This window comes from Variovorax fucosicus, from assembly GCF_030316825.1.
Taxonomy (GTDB): domain Bacteria; phylum Pseudomonadota; class Gammaproteobacteria; order Burkholderiales; family Burkholderiaceae_C; genus Variovorax; species Variovorax fucosicus.
Window position 1 is genome coordinate 742,638 of record NZ_JASZYU010000002.1, and the last position, 22,421, is coordinate 765,058.

Annotated in this window: 16 protein-coding genes; 5 read left to right on the forward strand and 11 right to left on the reverse strand. The window is 67.4% G+C overall.

The genetic code is table 11. From position 1 onward, the window contains the following. Positions 1-4: 4 nt before the first annotated feature. On the reverse strand, positions 5-1,381 hold the full coding sequence (pcaB, locus tag QTI05_RS15640; RefSeq protein WP_286622146.1) for a 3-carboxy-cis,cis-muconate cycloisomerase: 1,377 nt from the start codon (positions 1,379-1,381) through the stop codon (positions 5-7). 101 nt (positions 1,382-1,482) lie between these two features. Between pcaB and QTI05_RS15645 the strand changes: the two genes are divergently transcribed. Beyond that, entirely contained in the window at positions 1,483-2,232 is a 750-nt protein-coding gene (locus QTI05_RS15645) for a GntR family transcriptional regulator (protein ID WP_286622147.1), read from the forward strand. A gap of 40 nt (positions 2,233-2,272) precedes the next feature. On the opposite strand, the gene QTI05_RS15650 is transcribed toward QTI05_RS15645, so the two are convergent. Genes QTI05_RS15650 through QTI05_RS15665 form a run of 4 tightly spaced genes read right to left on the reverse strand, consistent with a single transcriptional unit; the run spans position 2,273 to position 5,461 of the window. Then, a complete protein-coding gene (locus QTI05_RS15650) occupies positions 2,273-2,776 on the reverse strand; it encodes a dihydrofolate reductase (RefSeq protein ID WP_286622148.1) in 504 nt (167 codons plus the stop codon). A 17-nt stretch (positions 2,777-2,793) separates the two neighbouring features. Further along, entirely contained in the window at positions 2,794-3,624 is an 831-nt protein-coding gene (locus tag QTI05_RS15655) for a thymidylate synthase (RefSeq protein WP_286622150.1), read from the reverse strand. Next, positions 3,621-5,054: an FAD-binding oxidoreductase gene (locus QTI05_RS15660; protein ID WP_286545837.1), complete on the reverse strand. Its 1,434-nt coding sequence runs from the start codon at positions 5,052-5,054 to the stop codon at positions 3,621-3,623. The genes QTI05_RS15655 and QTI05_RS15660 overlap by 4 nt, the downstream gene beginning before the upstream one ends. Continuing rightward, positions 5,051-5,461, reverse strand: a complete 411-nt coding sequence (locus QTI05_RS15665; protein WP_286622151.1) for a DUF2069 domain-containing protein — start codon at positions 5,459-5,461, stop codon at positions 5,051-5,053. The genes QTI05_RS15660 and QTI05_RS15665 overlap by 4 nt, the downstream gene beginning before the upstream one ends. A 106-nt stretch (positions 5,462-5,567) precedes the next feature. Here QTI05_RS15665 and QTI05_RS15670 point away from each other — a divergent pair, with 106 nt between their 5' ends. From QTI05_RS15670 to QTI05_RS15680, 3 genes are read left to right on the forward strand one after another with little or no spacing between them, the layout of a single operon-like run. Beyond that, positions 5,568-6,791, forward strand: coding sequence for a YihY family inner membrane protein (locus QTI05_RS15670; RefSeq protein WP_286622405.1), 1,224 nt, complete (start codon positions 5,568-5,570; stop codon positions 6,789-6,791). Positions 6,792-6,818: 27 nt separating this feature from the next. Next, positions 6,819-7,193, forward strand: coding sequence for a thioredoxin family protein (locus QTI05_RS15675; protein WP_286622152.1), 375 nt, complete (start codon positions 6,819-6,821; stop codon positions 7,191-7,193). Next, on the forward strand, positions 7,190-7,855 hold the full coding sequence (locus QTI05_RS15680; protein ID WP_286545841.1) for an NAD(P)H-binding protein: 666 nt from the start codon (positions 7,190-7,192) through the stop codon (positions 7,853-7,855). Before QTI05_RS15675 ends, QTI05_RS15680 begins: the two co-directional genes overlap by 4 nt. Here QTI05_RS15680 and QTI05_RS15685 read toward each other — a convergent pair. Continuing rightward, positions 7,852-8,658: an alpha/beta fold hydrolase gene (locus QTI05_RS15685; protein WP_286622153.1), complete on the reverse strand. Its 807-nt coding sequence runs from the start codon at positions 8,656-8,658 to the stop codon at positions 7,852-7,854. The genes QTI05_RS15680 and QTI05_RS15685 overlap by 4 nt on opposite strands. After that, positions 8,658-9,968, reverse strand: a complete 1,311-nt coding sequence (locus QTI05_RS15690; protein WP_286545843.1) for an O-acetylhomoserine aminocarboxypropyltransferase — start codon at positions 9,966-9,968, stop codon at positions 8,658-8,660. The genes QTI05_RS15685 and QTI05_RS15690 overlap by 1 nt, the downstream gene beginning before the upstream one ends. A 147-nt stretch (positions 9,969-10,115) precedes the next feature. Here QTI05_RS15690 and QTI05_RS15695 point away from each other — a divergent pair, with 147 nt between their 5' ends. Beyond that, positions 10,116-10,568: a CBS domain-containing protein gene (locus QTI05_RS15695; RefSeq protein ID WP_286545844.1), complete on the forward strand. Its 453-nt coding sequence runs from the start codon at positions 10,116-10,118 to the stop codon at positions 10,566-10,568. A gap of 429 nt (positions 10,569-10,997) precedes the next feature. Here QTI05_RS15695 and QTI05_RS15700 read toward each other — a convergent pair whose 3' ends face one another. The 4 genes from QTI05_RS15700 to treS all read right to left on the reverse strand — a co-directional run bounded on the left by QTI05_RS15700 (position 10,998) and on the right by treS (position 22,419). Continuing rightward, the gene (locus QTI05_RS15700; RefSeq protein WP_286622154.1) at positions 10,998-16,091 is read right to left on the reverse strand and encodes a malto-oligosyltrehalose synthase; all 5,094 of its coding nucleotides are present in this window, start codon (positions 16,089-16,091) and stop codon (positions 10,998-11,000) included. Continuing rightward, a complete protein-coding gene (gene treZ, locus QTI05_RS15705; RefSeq protein WP_286622155.1) occupies positions 16,084-17,922 on the reverse strand; it encodes a malto-oligosyltrehalose trehalohydrolase in 1,839 nt (612 codons plus the stop codon). The genes QTI05_RS15700 and treZ overlap by 8 nt, the downstream gene beginning before the upstream one ends. A gap of 325 nt (positions 17,923-18,247) precedes the next feature. Continuing rightward, entirely contained in the window at positions 18,248-19,069 is an 822-nt protein-coding gene (locus QTI05_RS15710) for a mechanosensitive ion channel family protein (RefSeq protein WP_286545848.1), read from the reverse strand. Continuing rightward, positions 19,066-22,419, reverse strand: a complete 3,354-nt coding sequence (gene treS, locus QTI05_RS15715; RefSeq protein WP_286622156.1) for a maltose alpha-D-glucosyltransferase — start codon at positions 22,417-22,419, stop codon at positions 19,066-19,068. The genes QTI05_RS15710 and treS overlap by 4 nt, the downstream gene beginning before the upstream one ends. Positions 22,420-22,421 lie beyond the last annotated feature (2 nt).

The following is a 22,421-nucleotide window of genomic DNA, read 5'->3' on the forward strand; positions in this document are numbered from 1 at the left end:
TGCTTCAGGCGCCGACTGCGGCGGACAACGCCAGCGCGCGGTCCACCATCAGCGGCGCGAGGCCGAGGTAGTTGGCGGGGTCGGTCAGGCGATCGATGGTGGCGCGGTCGAAATGCTTCGTGACTTCGGGCAGCGCGATAAGCGCCTCGGCCAGCGTGCCGCCCTGCTCATTCACGGTGCGGCAGGCGTCGTAGACGACGTCGTGCGCCTGCTGGCGGCCGATGTGCGGGGCCATCCCCATCATCACCGCCTCGGCCACGATCAGGCCCTTGGTGATGCCCAGGTTGTGCGCCATGCGGGCCTCGTCGACGATCAGCCCGCCCAGTGCGAACTTGGCCTGATGCAAGGCGCCCGAGGCAAGGATGAAACTTTCTGGAATCGCGATCCATTCGGCGTGCCACGGGCCGGTGGCGCGCTCGAAGTCCTGCACCATCGCATCGACCATCAGCCCGGCGTGCTGGCGCACCGCCTTGGAGGCCGCCAGCATCAGCTCGCTGGAAATCGGATTGCGCTTTTGCGGCATCGTGCTCGATGCGCCGCGGCCCTTGACGAATGGCTCGTAGACCTCCGCGAACTCGGTCGACGCCATGATCATGATGTCCAGTGCGATCTTGCCGAGCGAGCCCGTGATGAGGGCCAGCAGGTTCACGGCTTCGGCAAAACCGTCGCGTGCCACGTGCCAGGTGGTGGCAGGAACGCCGAGGTCGAGTTCTTCGGCCATCGCCTCCTGAACCTCGAAGCCCTTGTCGCCGAGCGACGCCAGCGTGCCCGCGGCACCGGCGAACTCGACGAGCGCGACGCGTGGGCGCAGCTCGGCGAGGCGCTGCTGATGCCGATCGAACATGGCGAGCCAGATCGCAACCTTGTAGCCGAAGGTCACAGGCAGCGCCTGCTGCAGGTGGGTGCGTCCGGCCATCGGCGTGTCCCGGTGCTTCTTCGCAAGCGAGGCCAGGATGCCGCGCAGTTCGCGGATGTCCTCATCGACGCTGTCGAGTGCATCGCGCACCTGCAGCGCGACAGCGGTGTCCATGATGTCCTGGGTCGTGGCACCCCAGTGCACGTACCGGCCCGCTTCGCCGCACATTTCGACCAGCTGATGCACCAGCGGGAGGATGGGGTAGCCGACGATGTCGGTCTCCTGGCGCATGTGATCGAAGTCGATGCGCTCGATCTTCGATTCGCGTGCGATCACCTCGGCTGCGTCGGCGGGGATCACGCCGACCCGCGCTTGGGCCTTGGCCAGCGCGACTTCGGCATCGATGTAGCGCTGAATGAGCGCGCTGTCCGAGAAGATCTGACGCATCTTCTGCGTGCCGAAAGCATCGCGAAAGAGGATGGAATCCACGACCGTGCTGGCCATGGGAAGCGAAGGAGTCGACATGGATGCCTCTTGAAATGGTGGGGCCGAACGCCTATATGTCCGGACATATGAAACTGTAATATGTTCGGACATAAATTCGATCTGGGGTTTACCCTGTAGCCATGAACACCACCCTCGAACCGGCTCCGCAGAAGGCCAACTTCTCGAACATCGCCCGCCATCTGACCGACGCGATCACTTCGGGGCACTTCGCCGTGGGCGCGCTGCTACCTACCGAACTGGAGCTGTGCAGGCACTACGGCACCAGCAGGCACACCGTGCGGGCGGCATTGGCCGAGCTGCAGCAACTCGGGCTCGTGTCTAGGCGCAAGAACGTGGGGACACGGGTCGTTTCTATGAAGCCCAGACCCAGCTTCCGGCCGTCGTTGGCATCCGTCGACGATCTCGTTCAGTTCGGCGCAGAGCATCTGCGAGCGGTGCAGTCGATCGAACAGGAGACGGTGACAGGCGAGCTCGCCAAGGAGTTGGGCTGCGGCGACGGAACGCCCTGGCTGCGCATCTCCAGCTTGCGGATGGTCGGAGACGAGGGTGCGATGCCGATCGGTTGGACCGACGTGTACGTCGACCCGCGCTATGCCGAGATCGGGGATCTCGTCAGGGCTTCGCCGGATACGTTGATCAGCTCATTGATCGAAGAGCGCTATGACCGCCATATCGCCGAGATACACCAGGACGTCCGGGCGTTCACGATCACGGATGGCGTCATGGCCGGGAGGCTCCAGGTGGAGGTGGGCGCGTCGGCGCTGAAGATCGTGCGCCGTTACCTCGATGCGGAGGGAGAAGTATTCGAGATGTCTGTCTCCGTGCATCCAGCAGACAGGTTTTCGGTTTCGATGCGGCTGCGCAGATGACGGGTGGCCTTCGCGCTGGAACCGGGTCTTGAAGGCGCCATCAAGGCGCGTTGTGCCTCTCCAGCGCCACGAAACTGAACCGCAGCCCGTTGCTCGACACATGGGATGTGCGCGCGGTTTCGTGCCATGCGCTGTCGAGCGCGGGCGCATGGGCATCGCCCTCGAAGTCGCGGTCGATCTCGGTGACCAGGGCGCGCTGCGCCAGCGGCGCCGCCTCGGCATAGATCTGCGCACCGCCGATCACCCACACTTCGGCGGCATCGTCGCAGAGCGAGATCGCTTCAGCCAGGCTGGATGCGCGCCGGGCACCGGCTTCGTCCCAGCCGGGTTGGCGTGTGACCACGATGTTGGTGCGACCCGGCAGCGGCCGGAATTTTGGCGGAAGCGAATCCCAGCTCTTGCGGCCCATGATCACCGGGCAGCCTATGGTCATGCGCTTGAAGTGCGCCATGTCCTCGGGCAGGTGCCAGGGCAGCGTGCCGTTGATGCCGATCACGCCGTTGGCGGCGCGGGCGAAGATGAGGTTGATGCGCGGTGTCGTCATGAGGCCGAAGACTCCGCTCACACCGCCACGGGTGCCTTGATGGCCTCGTGGTGCTTGTAGTCGAGCACCTCGAAGTCTTCGTACTCATACTCGAAGATCGAGGCCGGCTTGCGCTTGATGTGGAGCGTGGGATACGGGTAGGGCGCGCGGCTCAGCTGCAGCGCCACCTGCTCGGCATGGTTGCTGTAGATATGGCAGTCGCCGCCCGTCCAGATGAAGTCGCCCACGTCGAGGTCGCACTGCTGCGCCACCATGTGCGTCAGCAGCGCGTAGCTCGCGATGTTGAACGGCACGCCGAGGAAGATGTCGGCGCTGCGCTGGTAGAGCTGGCAGCTCAGCTTGCCGCGCTCGCCGGCGGCCTGCGGTGGCGCCACGTAGAACTGGAAGAAGGCGTGGCAGGGCATAAGCGCCATCTTCGACAGCTCGGCCACGTTCCAGGCGCTCACGATGATGCGGCGCGAATCGGGGTTGCTCTTCAGGGTCTTGATCACGTCGGCGATCTGGTCGATGTGGCCGCCGTCGGGTGTCGGCCAGCTGCGCCACTGCACGCCGTAGACCGGGCCCAGGTCGCCATCTTCGCGCGCCCATTCGTCCCAGATAGTCACGCCGCGTTCCTTGAGCCAGTTGTTGTTGCTGGAGCCGGTCAGGAACCAGAGCAGCTCCTGGATGATGGACTTGAGGTGCACCTTCTTCGTGGTCACCAGCGGAAAGCCTTCGTTCAGGTCGAAGCGCATCTGGTAGCCGAACACGCTCTTGGTGCCGGTGCCGGTGCGGTCGCCCTTGTGCACGCCATGCGTGTCGACGTGGCGCATGAAGTCTTCGTACTGGGAGCGGATGGGGCGGGTCATGTGGAAGAGGCCTCCGACCGGAGCACGCGCCCCGGGTTCAGGATGTTCTGCGGGTCGAGCCCGCGCTTGATGGCGCGCATCATGCCGAGCGCGACCGGGGACTTGTGCTTTTCGAGCTTGTCGACCTTGAGCGCGCCGATGCCGTGCTCGGCCGAGAACGAGCCGCCGAAGCGGGCGACCGCGTCGTACACGAGCACGTTGACGCGTTCTTCCTCGTCGCGCAGAAACGCCTTCGAATCGCCCTCGGCCGGCGCCTGCACGTTGTAGTGCAGGTTGCCGTCGCCAAGGTGGCCGAAGTTGACCAGCCGCACGCCAGGAATCTCGCGCTGCAGCAGCGCGTCGGTGCTGGCGACGAACTCGGGAATGCGCGACACGGCGATCGAGATGTCGTGCTTGATGTTCAAGCCCTCTTCGGCCTGCGCGAGCGGAATGCTCTCGCGGATGTGCCAGAGCTGGTGCGCCTGCGTGAGGTTCTCGGCCACCACGGCGTCGCTGACGCAGCCGTCTTCGAACGCGGTTTCGAGCAGTGCCTCGAAGCGCGCGCGCGCATGGTCTTCGGATTCGCTGTCGGAGTTCTCGAGCAGCACGCAATACGGTGTGGCGTCGTCGCCGATGAAGGGCACGCGCAGCTGCGGCATGTGCTTGGCCACCAGGCTCAGCGCGAACTGGCCCATCACCTCGAAACCGGTCAGCCCGGCGCCGAGCCGCTGGTGCGCCAGGCCCAGCAGCGTGACCGCATGGTCGAGCGATGGCACCGCGGCCCAGGCGGTGAGCTGGGCGGCGGGCATCGGGTACAGCTTCATCGTCGCGGCCGTGATGATGCCCAGCGTGCCTTCGCTTCCGATCATCAGGTCGCGCAGGTCGTAGCCGGTGTTGTCCTTGCGCAGGCCGCTGGTGCCTTCCCAGATCTCGCCCTGCGGCGTGACGACTTCCAGGCCCAGGCACAGGTCGCGCGCATTGCCGTAGCGCACCACCTGGGTGCCACCGGCGTTGGTCGCCAGGTTGCCGCCGATGGTGCAACTGCCTTCGGCCGCCAGGCTCAGGGGAAACAGGAAGCCGGCCTTCTCGGCCGTTTCCTGCAGGGTCTGCAGAATGCAGCCGGCTTCCACCGTCACCGTGAGATTGGCCGCGTCGATCTGGCGGATCGCGTTCATGCGCTGCAGGCTCAGCAGCACCTGGGTGCCGCTGCCATCGGGCGTCGAGCCGACCGCCAGGCCGGTATTGCCGCCCTGCGGCACCAGCGACGTGCCGGCCGCCGCGCAGGCCTTGACCACGTCGGCCACCTGCTGCGCGTTGCCCGGACGCACCACGGCCAGCGCCTTGCCGCGCTCGCGCTTGCGCCAGTCCTGCTCGAAAGCGGTGAGGTCGCCCTCGGTGAGGACGTTCGATGCGCCGACAACGGCGCGCAACTGGTCGATCAGGTCGGTCATGGGGCAGGGGCCTCGGTCAGGCGTTGGGCTTCGGCGGCGTTGCGCAGGCGCAGCCGCACGTGCCAGGCGCAGGCGGCGAAGAGCACGAGGCACAGCAGTACTTCGAGCAGAGCCAGGCCACGGCTCAGGGGCAGCACGTCGCTCCAGGCGCGCACCACGCCCTCGGTGAAATAGAGCCAGACCATCAGGCTGACCCAGCGGTAGGTGTACATGCGGTTCTTGAGCAGGCCAGCCAGCGGCACCACGAGCGGCAGTACCTTGAGCGCCAAAACCGAGCCGCCCGGGCGCAGCGGCGCCAGCCACATTTCCCAGGCCAGCCCGAGCACGATCAGGCCGACCAGGCTGCCGACGGCGAGCCGGCGGGTCAGCGCAACGGAAGACGAAAGCGGCGGCAATGTGGTTGTCATGTCAGGCGCTCGACGGCGGGGTATTCAATGCCAGAAACACCGCGGAACCGGCTTCGGTTGGCGAAGCGACACGAAGTGCGCGCAGCTTGGGGGAGAGCGTCCACCTATCATACCGGCCATGAATTTTCAGCAGTGGATGGGGGATCTTTCGCACTTTCCGTGGCGCAACACCGCGGCCGTGCTCGGCGAGCGTTTCCGGGAGGATCGGCTCGGCCTCACGGCCAGCAGCCTCACTTTCACCACCACCATTGCGCTGGTGCCTTTTTTCACCGTGGCGCTGGCGCTGTTCACGGTGTTTCCGATGTTCTCGAAGATGCAGGGCCGGGTGCAGCGCTGGTTGGTCGAAAGCCTGATTCCGGAGAACATCGCGCGCCAGGTACTCGGCTACCTGAACCAGTTCTCGAGCAAGGCCGGCGGCCTGGGCATTGCCGGCCTCCTGGTGCTGCTGGTGACCGCGATCGCGCTGATCCTCACCATCGACAAGACACTCAACAACATCTGGCGCGTGCGTACGCCGCGGCCCTTTGCACAGCGGGTGCTGATCTACTGGGCCGCGATCACGCTCGGGCCGCTGATTCTGGCGGTGAGCCTCAGCACCACCTCGTATGTGTTTTCGGCCTCGCGCGACGTGGTGGGCGGTGCCGGCGCCGCCCTCAGGCTGCTCAAGCTGCTGTTCGACACCTTCGAGTTCGCGTTGCTGGCGGCCGGCATGGCTTCGCTCTATCACTATGTGCCCAACACCTCGGTCAAATGGGCCCATGCCTGGGCTGGCGGCTTCTTCGTGGCGGCCGCGATCGAAATCGCCAAGCGCGTGCTGGGTTACTACATCAGCCAGGTGCCGACCTATTCGGTGCTGTACGGTGCGTTTGCCACGGTGCCGATTCTGCTGGTGTGGATCTACGTCGCCTGGGTCATCGTGTTGCTCGGCGCCGTGATCGCGGCCTACCTGCCGAGCCTGATGACCGGCGTGGCGCGCCGCGGCGGCGCCGCCGGCTGGCCGTTCCAGCTCGCGGTCGAGGCGCTGCAGCACCTGCACCGTGCGCAAGCCACGCCGACCAAGGGGCTGGGCGTGGGCGAACTGGTGCAGCGCATGCGGGTCGACAGACTGCAAGTGCTGCCGGTGCTCGAAACGCTGGTGGCGCTCGACTGGATCGCGCCGCTGGCCGAAGAGCCGGACAACGAAGACCCGCGCTATGTGCTGCTGGCCGACCCCGACAACACACCGCTGCACCCGCTGCTCGCAGAGTTGCTGATGCCGCCCACCGAGGCGCTCGCACCGGTCTGGGCCAAGGCGCCGCTGGCTCGCCTGCGGCTGCGCGATGCGCTGTAGCGCGGCGCCGCCGATAATCCAATCTCCTTGAACGCCCTGCTTCAATCCCCCGCCGACGACGCCCTCTGGGTGGTTTGCCTCTGTGCCGAATGGTGCGGCGCCTGCCGCGAGTACCGGCCCTTGTTCGAGCAGGTGGCACAGGCGCACCCGGCGCTGCGCTTCGCCTGGGTCGACATCGAAGACCACGCCGAGCTGGCCGACGATTTCGACGTCGAGACTTTTCCGACGATCCTGGTCGCAGGCGGCGACGGCACCCGTTTCATCGGGCCGTTGCTGCCGCATGCCGAGACCTTGTCGCGCATGCTCTCGGCGCTGCAGCCCGCCCAGCCGTCCGCCGCGGAAGTGAACGCGCTGCTGTCGGCGCTGCGCGCTGCGCCGGAGCGCTTCGAGGTGCGGCCATGAAGGTTCTTCTGTTCGGCGCCAGCGGCATGGTCGGGCAGGGCGTGCTGCGCGAATGTCTGGTCGCGGCCGATGTGCAGCGTGTGGTCGCGGTCGGCCGCAGTCCGATCGCCGTGTCGGATCCGAAGCTCGGCGAGCTGATCGTGAAGGACTTCCACGACTACGCGGCGGTCGAGCCGCAACTCGCCGGCTTCGACGCCTGCTTCTTCTGTCTCGGCGTGTCGTCGGTCGGCATGAGCGAAGCGGACTACCGCCATGTCACCTACGACCTGACGCTGGCCGCGGCCACCGTGCTGGCGCGCCTCAACCCGCAGATGACTTTTGTCTACGTGAGCGGGGCCGGTACCGACAGCACCGGGCGCGGCACGCGCATGTGGGCCCGCGTGAAGGGCGAAACCGAAAACGCGCTGCTGGGGCTGCCGTTCAAGGCCGCCTACATGTTCCGGCCCGGCGGCATCCAGCCGCTGCACGGCGTGCGCTCCAAGACCGCGCTCTACCAGGGCATCTATGTCGTGGCCGCGCCGTTGCTGGGGCTGCTGGCCCGCACTGCGCCGACCTGGATGACCACCACCGAGAAGGTCGGCCGCGCGATGCTGGCGGTGGCCCGGCGCGGCGCGCCGACGCCGCTGATCGAAAGCGTCGACATCAACCGGCTTGGCAGCTAGGCGCCGAGGAAATCCTTCAGCGCAAACAGCGTTTCGTCGGGCGCCTCCGACAGCAGCGCATGCCCGGCGTTGACCGTGACCACTTTCGCGCCGGGCGCCTTGCCGGTGAGCGTTCTGGTCGCCCGCGGTGGCGTCATCTGGTCGGCCGCACCGAGCAGGAACAGCACCGGGCATTGCACGGCCGCGATGGCGGCTTCGCCGTTCGCGTAGTCGTTGCAGGCCTTGAAGCCGATGTGGAACACGTTGGCCTCCCGGTTGCTCGCGAGCACGCGGCGCATCAGCGCGCGCGAGCTACCGTAGAGCCAGGTGCCCGGGCCGAGCGACGACGGGGGCGGCGCCAGCAGCGAATGCGACAGGTTGTTGACCAGGGTGATCGTGCGCTGCGGGTCGTTCAGCGCGCCGTCGAGCAGTGCGGGCGAAACCACCATCGGGTAGGCGGTGCCGACCAACGCGAGGTGCGTGACGCGCTGCGGCGCGCGGGCCGTGGCTTCCAGCGCGATCAGCGAGCCGAAGCTGTGGCCGACCAACGCGGCCTTTTCGATACCTGCCGCGTCCAGCAGCGCGATCACGAAATCCGCTGCCTGCTCCACGCTCGCCGGTGGCGGGCCTTCGCTCTTGCAATGGCCCGGAAGGTCGACCGCGAGCACGTTCCAGCCGTGGTTGGCGAACCAGCGGCTTTGCAGGATCCAGACACTGTGGTCGTGCAGCACGCCATGGACGAACACCACCGTGGGCTTTGCCGCATCGAATGTCTTGCCGCCGGTGTAGCACCAGGTGCGATGGCCATTGACGACGAGTTCCATCACGCGCCCGCCTTTTCTGCGGCCTTGAGGGCGCGCTTCAGGTCGTCGATCAGGTCGGCCGGGTCTTCCAGGCCGATCGACAGCCGGATCGTGCCCTGCGAGATGCCGGCTCCGGCCAGCGCCTCGTCGGTCATGCGGAAGTGCGTGGTGCTGGCCGGGTGGATCACCAGGCTGCGGCAGTCGCCCACGTTGGCGAGGTGGCTGAACAGCTTCAGCGCCTCGATGAACTTCTTGCCCTGCTCGCGGCTGCCCTTCAGGTCGAAGCTGAACACCGCGCCCGCACCCTTGGCACCGTGCCGCAGCAGCTTCTTTGCGAGCGCATGGCTCGGGTGCGATTCGATCAGCGGATGGCCGACGCGCGAGACGAAGGGGTGCGCGGCCAGGAATTCGACCACCTTTTGCGTGTTGTCGATGTGCCGCTCCATGCGCAGTGGCAAGGTCTCGATACCCTGCAGGATCAGCCAGGCCGTGTGCGGGCTCATCGAGGCGCCGAAGTCGCGCAGGCCCTCGCGCCGCGCGCGCAGCAGAAACGCGCCGACCGTGCTTTCCTCGCTGAACACCATGTTGTGGAAGCCATCGTAGGCCTGGGTGAGTTCGGCGAACTTGCCCGAACGCTCCCAGTCGAAACTGCCGCCATCGACCACCACGCCTCCGATCACCGTGCCGTGGCCGCTCAGGAACTTGGTGGCCGAGTGGTAGACCAGATCGGCGCCCCAGTCGAAGGGCTTGATCAGGTAGGGCGAGGTGAGGGTGGAGTCGACCAGCAGCGGCACGCCGGCTTCGTGCGCGATGTCGGCGACGGCCGGAATGTCGAGCACGTCGAGGCCTGGGTTGCCGACCGTCTCGCCGAACAGCAGCTTGGTCTCCGGCCGGATCGCGGCGCGCCAGCCGTCCAGGTCGTTCGGCTTCACGAAGGTGGTTGCGATGCCGAAACGCCGCATCGTGTAGTGCAGCAGGTTCTGCGAGCCGCCATAGAGCGCGGTGCTCGCCACGATGTGCGAGCCCGCGCCCATCAGGGTCGCGATGCTCAGGTGCAGCGCGGCCTGGCCGCTCGCGGTGGCGATCGCGCCGATGCCGCCTTCGAGCGCGGCCACGCGCTGTTCGAGCACCGCGTTGGTCGGGTTGCTGATACGGCTGTAGACGTGGCCGGCCCGCTCCAGGTTGAACAGCGCGGCCGCATGGTCGCTCGACTCGAATACGAACGAGGTGGTCAGGTGGATCGGCACGGCGCGCGCGCCGGTGGTCGGGTCGGGCGCCGCGCCCGCGTGCAACGCGAGCGTGTCGAAGCCGGGGTCGGAGTAGCCGGGCATGGAAAGCCTTTCAGGGTCTTGTTTGGCAACGCCCGGTTACCGATGCATCGGCTGCAGCGGCGCCGCGGGGCTTGTTTCGGCGGCTATTGTGAGTGAGTTGGGCTATATTCAAATCGGCATCGCCGCCGAGTCCCGAGGAGCACCATCATGAAAGTCAGCGACATCCTGCGCGTCAAGGGCAACACGCTCTTCACCGTCACGCCCGACGAGTCGCTGTCGACCGCGGTTTCGGCCATGGCGGAAAAGGACATCGGCTCGCTCGTCGTCATGGAGCACGGCGATCTGGTCGGCATGCTGACCTTCCGCGAGGTGATCGTCGCCATCGTCGGAAACGGCGGCCAGGTCGGCGGCACGCAGGTGCGCAAGGCCATGGACGACGCCCCCGTCACCTGCACCCTAGAAACCGACCTCGACGAAATCCGCCGCATCATGCTGGAGCGCCACGCGCGCTACATGCCGGTGATGGACAAGCGCATGCTGATGGGCGTGATCAGCTTCTACGACGTGGCCAAGGCGGTGGTCGACAGCCAGAACTTCGAGAACAAGATGCTCAAGGCCTACATCCGCGACTGGCCGGCCGAGGAAGAGCCGGGCAACTGAGCTGAGCGGGGGCGTCCAGCGCTCTTTTGCGGTCCTGCATTCACAGAGTCCGGCGTTTGATTTGAGCGCTTTGGTTCTGTGGCGGGCTCAGGGCGGCGGGGCACGCTGCTCCGCGAATGTCCCCCGGCCTGCGGCCTCCTCCTTTATTTCGCTGCGCAGCGTGCCCCACCGCCCTGATCCTGGAAGCGGCGTGAATGTTCGCGCTGAACAAGCAGAGCGTGCCCAGGCCGATGGTGGTGGGTGGCCCCTGCAGCGAAATAAAGGAGGAGGCCGCAGGCCGGGGGACATTCGCGGAAGGGGCCACCCGCCGCCGTCGGCCTACCCCGAACCCCGAAACGTCAAGCACGAAGCGCCAGCGAGACGCCTGTGCCGCCACCACCGCAACCTTCGGCAAAGGGCCCAGTTCCCGGTCGCTGAACGCAACTGACGTCAAAGCGCCAGCAAAGCCGCGCCAGGAAAGCTCGCCAATACAGCGCTGACCCGCAGCACGCCGCCCGTCAGCACGAGTGTTTCGCCGGTCAGCACGTTCCAGAAGCGCGCACCGTCTGGGACGCCCGGCACTTTCACCAGCGTGTCGCCCCACGGCACATTGCCCAACGGAAGGCGGCGCGCCGCCGCGGCCGCGACCGGGTCGCTTTCCAGCATCGCGAAAAGCCGCGCCGCGATCACCACCAGCGTCTGCCCTTCGTGCTGCCGCATGAACGCCAGCACATGCTGGGCCTTCGCGCCCCTGGCCTGCAACGCCGTGTAGCTGCCGTCGCGAAACAGTGCCGGCTGCTCGCTGCGCAGACCCAGCAATCGCCAGGTGAGCCACAGCTTGGCGCGGCCGTCGTGCGGCCGGGTGGCCAGCTTGCCGACGGCAGCCGCCATGTCGGGCTGCTGCGCGATCTGCGTCAGCTCGTCGAGCCATTGCGAGCGCGTCGCGTAGTCGACCGGGCGCCGGTTGTCGGGGTCGACCAGGCTCAGATCCATCAGCTCGTTGCCCTGGTACAGATCGGGCACGCCGGGCGAGGTGTACTTGATCAGCGTCATCGACAGGCTGTTGAGCGCGCCGAACCAGGCCAGCGTGCTGCTCAGCGCCGTCAGGTCGTCCAGAAACGGGTTGTCCCGCACGCGCGCCAGCAGGCTGTGAACAAAGCGGGTCAACGCCGCTTCGTAGTCGGGATTGGGAACCACCCAGCTGGTGTGCGCTTTCGACTCGCGAGCGGCCTTGAGCGCATAGCGCTCGATGCGCTCGGCATAGTTCTCGCGCGTGCCGGCGTCGAGGCCGCCGGCCGGCAGCGTGCCGAGCAGCGTCTGGTAAAGCAGGTACTGGTCGGCCGCCGAGGGCAGCGCAGTGCCTTCGTCCGCGGCATTCATCGCGCGCCAGCGGCGCAGCGCCAGGCGCCATGCGGCCGGCATTTCCGACAGGACGTTGATGCGGTTGCGCACGTCCTCGGAGCGCTTGTTGTCGTGGGTCGACGTGGCCAGCATCGTGTGCGGCCAGCGCAGCGCGCGGTCGGCGCTGGCGGCGTGGAAGGCCGCCACCGTCATGCCGAAATGCGCTGGCTCGCCACCCACTTCGTTGAGCGAACTCAGCGGAAAGTAGCGGTAGAAGGCCGTGTCTTCCACGCCCTTGGCCGTCACCGGCGCGCTGAACTGCTGGAAGCGGATCGCAAAGCGCCGCACGCGCGCGCGCAGTTCCTCCGGCGCATCGGCAATGGCCTCGGCCAGCAGCGTGCGGCGCAGGAACTCGAACACCGACCCGTCGGCATCGAGGCTGCGCTCGCGCGCATGGGCCACGGCCTCGTCGATGTAGTGGCGATCCTGCACCGAAGGCACGTCGATGATGTAGCTGCGATAGACCTGCATGCAGGCCGCCACTTCGGCCAGCGCGCGGCGCAGCGTGTTGAGCGTGTAGTCGCGCGTGTGGCGGTCGGCGCGCGCGATGCGCAGCAGCTCGGTCGACAGCACGTTGAGCTCGGACGACAGCGCATTGCGCATGATGGCGCGCTTGCCGCCGTAAGCCAGCTCCTCGAATTCCTCTTCCACGCCGCTGAAGCTGCGCCAGATGCGCTGGAAGCGCTCGTCGGCGCTCGCGTCGAGCAGCACGCCGTTGACCACCGTGGCAAAGCGGTAGCCGGTGGTGCCGTGGATGTGCCACTGCACCGGCACTTCTTCGTGCGAGGCGGCGATCTTCTCGGCAACGACGTAGAGCGGCCGGGCCGGCCGGCCCTGTGCATCGGGGCCGGGCAGCACCAGCCCCGCGCGCAGCGCAAAGCCGAGCTGCAGCCGCTCGAAGTAGCGGGCCGGGTCGTAGAGGCCGTCGGGGTGGTCGATGCGCAGGCCGTCGACCACGCCGGCCGCGGCCAGGTCGAGTGCCATGCCCTGGGTGGCCTCGAACACTTCCTCGCGCTCGACTCGCAGCGCGGCCAGTTCGTTGATGTCGAAGAAGCGTCGGTAGTTGATCTCGTCGGCGGCCACGCGCCAGTAGGCGAGGCGGTAGGCCTGCGCCTCTAGCAGCGCATGCAGCGCGTCGCGCTCGGTCGGGCCGTTGAACTCGGCCACCGCGGCGGCGATCGCCTGCGCCACGTCGAGCTGGCGCGCAACCAGGCGCGCGAGCCGGCCCTTGAGCACTTCCTTGTCGCGCGCACGTTCGGCCACCGACTCGGGTTCGGTCGCGGTGCGCTCCGGCAGATGGCCGAACGAAGACGCGATGCTGGCCAGGCTGGCCGACAGCTCGACGTCGTTGATGCGCGATTCGGCCCGCTGCAGCACGCGCGGATAAGTCTCGGGCGCCAACGGAAAGCCGTGCTCGTGGTAGCGCAGCGCCAGGCTGCCGGCCTCGGCATCGAAGGCCAGCACCAGCTCGCCGCGCGCCAGCACGTCGCCGTAGTGATCGCCGAGCACCGGCAGCAGCACCTTGCCCTGCAGCTCGACATTGAGCGGCTGCCAGTCGATGTCGAAGTGCTGTGCATAGACCGAGGCCGGCCCGTTCTCCAGCACGTCGAGCCACCATGCGTTGTCGGCCGCCAGAACCCCCATGTGGTTCGGCACCAGATCCAGCAACTGGCCCATGCCATGCGCCTTGAGCGCGGCGCTGAAACGCTCGAAGCCTTCGCGGCCGCCGAGCTCGGGGTTGATCTCGTCGTGCGCGACCACGTCGTAGCCGTGCGTGCTGCCGGGGCGTGCACGCTGGATCGGCGAGCAGTAGATGTGGCTCACGCCCAGCTTCGCCAGATAGGGGAGCACGGCGATCGCATCGTCGAAGCGGAAGTTCTTGTGGAACTGGAGGCGGTAAGTGGCGCGTGGAATCACCGTTTCGATGCCACGCTGCCGATCGGCGCTTGGCGCGGGATGCGGACGGATTGCCGCTAGCGTCTCGCACAACTGCAGCGTCTGGCCGTCGGCTGCGAGTTGCTGCAGATCGAGCGGCAGCTTGCGCCGCCAGTTCGGTTGCGCCTCGGTGGTGCCCGGCATATTTGCCTGCTCCAGCATGCCGACCGCATCCTCCAGCTGCACCATCATCACCTGCGACGGCGTGCTCGCCACATAGGCGTGGATCGCGGCGACCACGGCCGGCGGCAGCGTTTGCGCACCGGTGGCTTCGGCCACCGCGTCGGCCGACAGCAGGCCGGCGCGCTGCACTGCGAGCAGCAGGCGCACGCGCTCCTGCGCGCGGTCGAACAACTGCTTTTCGAAGAGGGCCTGGTTCGGGAACAGGCCGAGCGACAGGCGCAGGCGCAGGTCGTGGCCAGCCCACCAGCCCGTGAGCGTGGCGAGGTCGTGCGTGCTGATCGCGACCAGCGCGTTGCGCGGGTACTCGGCCGGCGCCTTGAAGTCGCCCTCATGGTTGCGCTCGAAGTAGAGCAGGCGATACGACAGCACCTCGAAGCGCGCCAGCGCACCGCGCATCTCGTCGGCCACGGTGCCCAGGTCTTCGCCGATCACCATGCAGCGCTGGCGCTGGCTTTCGATGGCCACGATTGCGAGCATCTCGTGCAGCGCGTAGTGCACGTAGGCGCCGTCGTGCGGGGTCTTGTCGGGCGGGATCCAGAATAGGCGCATCAGGCCCATCACGTGGTCGATGCGCAGGGCACCCGCGCCGCGCATGCTGCCGCGCAGGGTCTCGATGAAGAAACGGTAGCCGGTCTCGCGCAGTCGGTCCGGGCGCAACGGTGGCAGGCCCCAGCCCTGGCCGTTCGGGTTGAACTCGTCGGGCGGCGCGCCGACGCTGGCGCCGAGCGCGAAGGCGTCACGCTCGCACCAGGCATCGGAGCCCGCGCGGTCGACCGACACGGCCAGGTCGAGGTAGAGGCCGACCGCCATGCCGACCGCCTTGCATTGCGCGCTCACGCGGTCGAGCTGGCGTGCGGCCTGCCATTGCAGGTATTCGAAGCAGCTGATGCGCTCCTCGTGCTGTTCGGCAAAGCGGGCCACTGCCGGCGCGTCCGGCGCGCCGTAGCCCTCGGGCCATGCTGGCCAGCCCCAGACGGCCGCATCGGTTTGATGGAAATGCGCCTGCAGTGCCTCGAACAGCGCATGCCGGCGCAGCGACGCACCGCGCTCCGCACGGAACGCATCGAAAGCCTGCGCGCCCGCGCTGCCGGTTGCGATGTGTTGCGCGCGGAAATGCGCGTAGAGCAGTTCGAGGATCTCGAACTTGGCCGCCGCGACACTGGGGTAGTCGACCAGGTCCACCTCGCGCAGCGCGGCCAGGCGGCTCTGGAATTCGGGCGACTGCACGCGCTGCTGTGCGGCCTCGCATTCGCGGAACTCGTCGATTGCCTCAACGTCGATGTACAGCACGTTGAGCTGTACCCGTGAAGACGGGCTGTAGGGGCTCGCATGGGCCGGGTTGTGCGGGAACAGCGCATGCAACGGATTGAGGCCCAGGATGCCTGCGCCGCGTTGCGCGGCCTGCTGTGCGAGCCTGGCCAGGTCGCTGAAATCGCCGATGCCCCAGTTGCGGTTGGAACGCAGCGCATAGAGCTGAACCGCCGGGCCCCAGACGCGCCCATCGTCCTGCAGCGCCGGGGGACGGTAGCAATGCGGCGGCGCGCAGAGCAGCAGGGTCTCCCCGGCCAGGCCGTCGATGCGCAGCCGGTGGTAGCCCATCGGCAATGCCAGCGCCAGTTCGAGCCGGCGCTCGCAGTGCGGAACGCCATCGATGTCGGTGCGCGCGCCCTCGGGAATGGCATGCAGGGACACCTCGCCGTTGTGCTGCTGGCCGCTTTCTTCCACGACCGTCCAGCCGGTCTCGGCCAATGCGGCGGGCAGGCGCAGCGTGAGCGACCAGTGCGCCTGGTCGGCGTCGATCGCCAGCACCGGCGGCAGCGCTTGCCGCCAGGCGGCGTGCTGCAGGTCGTGCAGGGCCTGCTGCAGCGGCCGGCCGGTGTCGACGTCGAAGCTGTCGAGCAGCGCGCGCAGGTTGTCCGGCGCGATCACATGGCGGTGGCCGAAGATGTCGTGGTAGTCGGTGGCGATACCGAAGTGGGCGCACAGGCGCTGCAATGCCTCGTGGTCGCCGGGAACCTCATCCATGGGTGCTCTCTGTGTTTTTTTGCTGCAACGCGATGCACACCGCGCCGGGTGCCAGGCGCAGCGTGTCGTCGCCCTCGGTCTCGATACCGAAGGCATGAATGGCATGGCCGCGCAGCGCGCGGACGCCCGTCAAGGGCTGCGTTCCGAAGTGGGCGAGCAACTGAAGGCTGGCGCCGTTGGCCAGTGGCCATTCGACGCGCAGCGCCGCGCCGTCGCGCCAGTGGCGCGCGCCGCCGGGCTGGCCGGCGAGGTGCGGCACCAGCGCGCGGTGGCGGATCGCCAGCAACTCGGCGATGTGGGCCATGAATTCGCGGTGCGGGCTCTGCAGCCGTTCGTCCCAGCGCAGCTTCGACGCTTCGAAGGTCGACGCCGCATTCGGATCCGGAATGCGCGCGCGGGCCGCCTCGTCGGCAAACGCGGCGAACTTGCCGAACTCGGCGCGGCGACCGGTCGACACCGCGGCGGCCAGCTCGGGCCCGAAATCACAGAAGTAGAGAAAGGGCGTGGTAGCGGCGTACTCCTCGCCCATGAACAGCATCGGCGCATGCGGCGACAACAGCAGGCATGCGTAGGCGGCACGCAGCGACACCGGGTTGGCCAGCGCATGGATGCGGTCGCCGAAGGCGCGGTTGCCGACCTGGTCGTGCGTTTGCAAGAAGGACACGAAGGCGCCCAGCGGCAGGTGCCCGCTTGGTTCGCCGCGCACTTCGCCCTCCCGGAACGGTGACGGCTGCCCCTGGAATACGAAGCCCTGCGCGAGCGCCTGGCCGAACTGGCTCACCGGGTCGTCGGCATAGTCGGCGTAGTAGCCGTCGGTGTCGCCGGTCACGAGCACGTGGGCCGCATGGTGCAGGTCGTCGTTCCATTGCGCCGTGGCGATCCGTGGCGTGCCGTCGGTGTTGCGCGCCAGGTAGCGCGCACCGTTGGCATCGTTCTCCAGCACCACATGGATCTGGCGCTCGCGGCCCGGCCCCTCGCGCAGCGCCGCGCAGATCTCTTCCACGATGTCGGGGCTGGAGTCGTCGCGGATGGCGTGCACCGCGTCCATGCGCAGACCGTCGCAGCGGAACTCTTCGACCCAGTAGAGCGCGTTGTGCACGAAGAAGTCGCGCACCGTGCGCGAGGCGTCGCCGTCGTAGTTGATCGCCGAGCCCCAGGGCGTCTGGTGGGCCGCATTGAAGAACGATGGGCTGCCCGCGTGCAGGTAGTTGCCTTCGGGACCGAAGTGGTTGTAGACCACGTCCATCAGCACCATGAGGCCGTGTTCGTGCGCCGCGTCGACGAAGGCCTTGAGTTCGTCGGGCGTGCCGTAGGCGGCGGTGGGCGCGAACAGCAGCACGCCGTCGTAGCCCCAGCCGCGCTGGCCCGGAAAGTCGGCCACGGGCATCAGCTCGATGACCGTGATGCCGAGCGCGACCAGGTCGGGCAGGCGGCGGCGGGCGGCGGCAAAGGTGCCTTCGGGCGTGAAGGTGCCGATGTGCAGTTCGTAGATGACGGCTTCAGCCCAGGGGCGGCCGCGCCAGGCATCGTCGTGCCACAGGTAGCCGCGTGGGTCGACCACCTCGCTGGCCGCGTGCACGTCGTCGGGGTTGCGGCGCGAGGCGGGGTCGGGCACCAGGGTGCTATCGGGCAGGCGGAAGCGGTAACGGTCGCCGGCATGCGCGTCGGGCACATCGAGCCGATGCCAACCCTCCGCGTCGCGCGTCATCGTTGCGGCGGGGTGGTCGTCGCGTTCCAGCGCGATGCCCTCGGCCTCGGGGGCCCAGAAACTGAAGCGCACACCGCTGTCGTGCACGGTCGCGCCGAACGGCATCGAATGCACGTGGTTCATGCCGGAGTGCACTCTGGGAGGTCGGGGTGGGCCGCTGGCGGCGGGTGGCCCCTTCCGCGAATGTCCCCCGCCTTCGGCTCCTCCTTTATTTCGCTGCAGGGGCCACCCGCCGCCAGCGGCCCAGGGCACGCTCTGCCTGTTCGGCGCGAACCGGAGACGCCGCGTCCAGGATCAGGGCGGTGGGGCACGCTGCGCAGCGAAATAAAGGAGGAGGGCGAAGCCCGGGGGACATTCGCGGAGCAGCGTGCCCCGCCACCCTGATCCCGCCAGAGCGCCTCGCACCCATATGTCCGAATCGAATCCCGGTCGTTCATGCAGTCCCAGTTCAAAGCGGCGGCGGCGGATCGCTCGGCCGGCTCGGCATCAGCGGGCGGCCGCGCGGCCGCGGCGGTGCGGCCGGGGGCTCGACCGTTTCGGTCGACAGATCGGATGCCGCCTCGAGATCAGCGAAATCGCTGTCGCGCACGGCCGGCCTGGGCATGCCATTGCGCGGCCACCACTGGGCGATGCGATCGGCCGCCCAGTCCTTGCCGGCCAGGCCGAACGCCAGCGCCAGTGCGAACACCACGCCGGCCAGGATCACGATGAAACTCTCGCGCACGATGTCGCCGCCGACCTTGACATGGTCGAGCGCGATCAGCACCACGAAGATCATGATCGCGTACTGCGCCAGCTTGCCGAAGAAGCGGGCGTCGGCCAGCTTGACGTTGCGCGCATAGGTGATCACCGCGTCACCCACGAAACGCGCGAAGTACGAGCCGAAGGCCAGCACCAGCAGCGCCACGAAGATGTTCGGCACGAACCACACCACGCGCCCGAGCAGGTCGGTGATGTAGGTGAGCCCAAGGCCGTTGAACGCGATGATCAGCGCCGCCAGCACCACCAGCCAGTAGGCCAGCACGCCGATGATGTCACCGGTGTCTTTTTCCATGCCGCCCTGGCGCAGGAAATTGTCGAGGCCCGAGCGCTGGGTCAGCACGTTGAAGTTGACGGCCCGCAGCCCGCGCGTGACCGCAAAGCGCACCACCTTGGCGAACAGCCAGCCGACGATGACGACCAGCGCCGCGATCAGCAGCCGCGGCAGGAACGCGCCGATCTGGTAGAGGATCCCGCGCAGGGGCTCCAGGTAAAAGTTGAATTCGTTCATGCGGCTTCTCCTCGTGCGGTTTCGGCGCCGACCGGGGTTGCCAGGGCCTGCAACCCCTGCATGGGCACCTGAACCCAGTCGATGCGGTTGTTCAACTCGTAGCGCAGCTCGTACATGGCCTTGTCCATCTCGAACAGCGAGAGCAGCTCGGTTTCGGGCGCCGGCGCGCCGGCCACCGCCAGTGTGTCGACATAACCGCCCAGGAACGCGCTGCGCACCTGCCTTTCCCAGTCGGCCGCGGCGGCATCGAGCCGGGCCAGTTCATCGGGGTTGTGCGCGGCGCGCTTGAGCGCAGACCATCGCGCATAGTTGAACGAGCGCAGCATGCCGGCCACATCGCGCAGCGGTGAGGTCTTGGCGCGGCGCTCCGCGAAGTCGCGGGCCGGTTCGCCTTCGAAGTCGATGATGACGAAGTCGTTGCGCGACACCAGCACCTGGCCGAGGTGGTAGTCGCCATGAAAGCGCGACTTGATCCCGGTGGCATTGCCCGTTTCGGTTTCGAACTGTTCGATGCGCTGGAGCATCGACGCCTCCTGCGCCAGCAGGCGCTCGCCGTCGCGCTGGGCTTCGGGCGGCAGGCCCGCGAGCCGCTCGCGCAGCATGGCGAAGCTGTGGCGTGCTTCGGTGACCGCCGTGTCGCGCAGCGCGACGCGGTCGGCTGCCGTCAGCGGTTCGGGATCGAACGCCGGGTCGCCGCTCGAGCGCGCAAAGGCGAGATGCAGTTCGGCGGTGCGCTGGCCCAGTATCCGCACCAGCGTGAGAAAGGCGCCATGATCGACCACCGCATCGCCTTCCGGGGCGGCACGCTGCTCCGACAGGAATCGTTCGAGGTAGGCCTGCGTGTATTCCCATGCGTCGCCCTGGTTCGGCACGAAGGCCTGCAGCAGCGCAAGCGTCATCACGCTGCCGTCGGCGCCGTGGTACTCGATCGCACCGGCCACCGGCACGCAGTTGGCGAAACGGGCCACCTTGGTGAGGTAGCGGCCGACGTCGAGTTCGGGGTTGATGCCCTCGTGCAGGTGCCGGTAGCCCTTCAGGAACAGCTGGTCGCCGAGCGTGACCACGGTGTTGCTGCTGGCCGCGCTGGGCCGGCTCACGTCGAGCGCGTCGACGTCCTCCTGCGTCACGTCGGCCAGCGCGCCGGTCGAGGTGAAGCGGATTTCGCCGCGCTCGGCCGGCAGCGTGAGGCCCTGGGCGATCGCCAGCACCACGGCGCGGCAGAACGCCTCGTCGTAGAAGGCGTCGGCCATCAGGCCGACCTCGGCCTGCTGGCGCACCTTGGCAATCGCGGCCGGCGCGAGTTGCTTCATGCGCTCGTCGTCATGGTCTTCCCAGGCCAGTGCGAGCGGCATGAAGTAGGTCGACTTTGCATCGGTGGCCTGCACGTCGAGGATCGGCAGCATCCAGCGCAGCCGGCCGTGTTCCCACACGGCATGCTCGGCGATGGTGGTGCGCGTGATCGCACTGCCCTTGGCGCCGTACCAGCGCTGCACCTCGATGTGGCGTGCGAGCACGTCGGCCTCGACCTGCTCGCGCAGCCGCTCCGCCATGCCGATGCGCCACGGCATCACGCGCTCGCGGAAGAAGCTGCTCCAGCCGTCGAACAGCACCAGCGTCGGGCGCTCGCGCAGCCCCACGTCCTCCTGGTGCCAGGTCGGCATCGGGGCATCGGTGGTGAGCTTGAACCAGTAGAAGCCGTAAGACGCCAGCGTGAGCAGGTAAGGCAGCTCGCCGATCGGCGGAAACGAGGAGCGTCCGAGCATCTCGACCGGCACGCGCGTCTTGTAGGCCGACAGGTCGAGCTCGACCGGTTGCGCCGCGCGCGACAGGTTGAACACCGTGAGGATCACGTCGTCGTCGAAGATGCTGAGGTAGGCCAGGATCTTCCGGTTGCCGGGTCGCAGGAAGATCTTCTTGCCGCGGCCGAAAGCGCTGCTGGTCTTGCGCACGGCCAGCATGCGACGTGTCCAGTGAAGCAGCGAGCTGTTGTCACGCAGTTGCGATTCGACGTTGACGGATTCGTAGCCGTACATCGGGTCCATGATCGGCTGCAGGTACAGCCGCTGCGGATCGGCGCGCGAGAAGCCGGCATTGCGGTCGGGCGCCCATTGCATTGGCGTGCGCACGCCGTTGCGGTCGCCCACGAACACGTTGTCGCCCATGCCGATCTCGTCGCCGTAGTAGATGATCGGCGAGCCGGGCATCGACAGCAGCATGCCGTTCATGAGCTTGATGCGATCCTTGTCGTTGTCCATCAGCGGCGAAAGGCGGCGCCGGATGCCGAGGTTGATGCGTGCACGCATGTCCGACGCATAGGTCGTGTACATGTAGTCGCGCTCCTTGCTGGTCACCATCTCGAGCGTGAGCTCGTCGTGGTTGCGCAGGAAAATCGCCCACTGGCAGCCGTCGGGAATGTCGGGCGTCTGCTGCAGGATCTCGACGATCGGGTCGCGGTCTTCCTGCGCGATCGCCATGTACATGCGCGGCATGAGCGGGAAGTGGTACGCCATGTGGCACTCGTCGCCGTTGCCGAAATACTCGCGCACGTCTTCCGGCCACATGTTGGCTTCGGCCAGCAGGAAGCGGTTCTTGTACTCGGCATCGATCGCCGTGCGGATCTTCTTGATGACCGCGTGCGTCTCGGGCAGGTTCTCGTTGCTGGTGCCGTCGCGCTCCACCAGGTAGGGGATGGCATCGAGCCGGAACCCGTCCACGCCCATGTCGAGCCAGAAGCGCATGGTCTTGAAGATCGCCTCCAGCACCGCCGGGTTGTCGAAGTTGAGATCCGGCTGGTGGCTGAAGAAGCGGTGCCAGTAGTACTGCTTGGCCACCGGATCCCATGTCCAGTTCGAGGTCTCGGTGTCGGTGAAGATGATCCGCGTGCCCTGGTAGATCTGGTCGGTGTCGCTCCACACGTAGAAGTCGCGCTCGGGCGATCCGGGCGGCGCCTGCCGCGCGGCCTTGAACCAGGGGTGCTCGTTCGAGGTGTGGTTGATCACCAGCTCGGTGATCACGCGCAGGCCGCGCTTGTGGGCTTCGTCCAGCATCTCCTTGAAGTCGGACAGCGTGCCGTATTGCGGATGCACGTCTTCGTAGCCGGAGATGTCATAGCCGTCGTCGCGCAGCGGCGAGGGGTAGAACGGCATCAGCCAGATCGTGTTGACGCCCAGATCCTTCACATAGTCGAGCTTGGCCGTCACGCCCTTGAAGTCGCCCATCCCGTCCTCGTTGGTGTCGAAGAAGGCCTTGACGTTGAGCTGGTAGATCACCGCATCGCGGTACCACTGCGCGTCGTCGGTGCTGTCGATCTCGGGGGTTTCAAGGACCAGGGCTGGGACGGGAGCGTTCATGG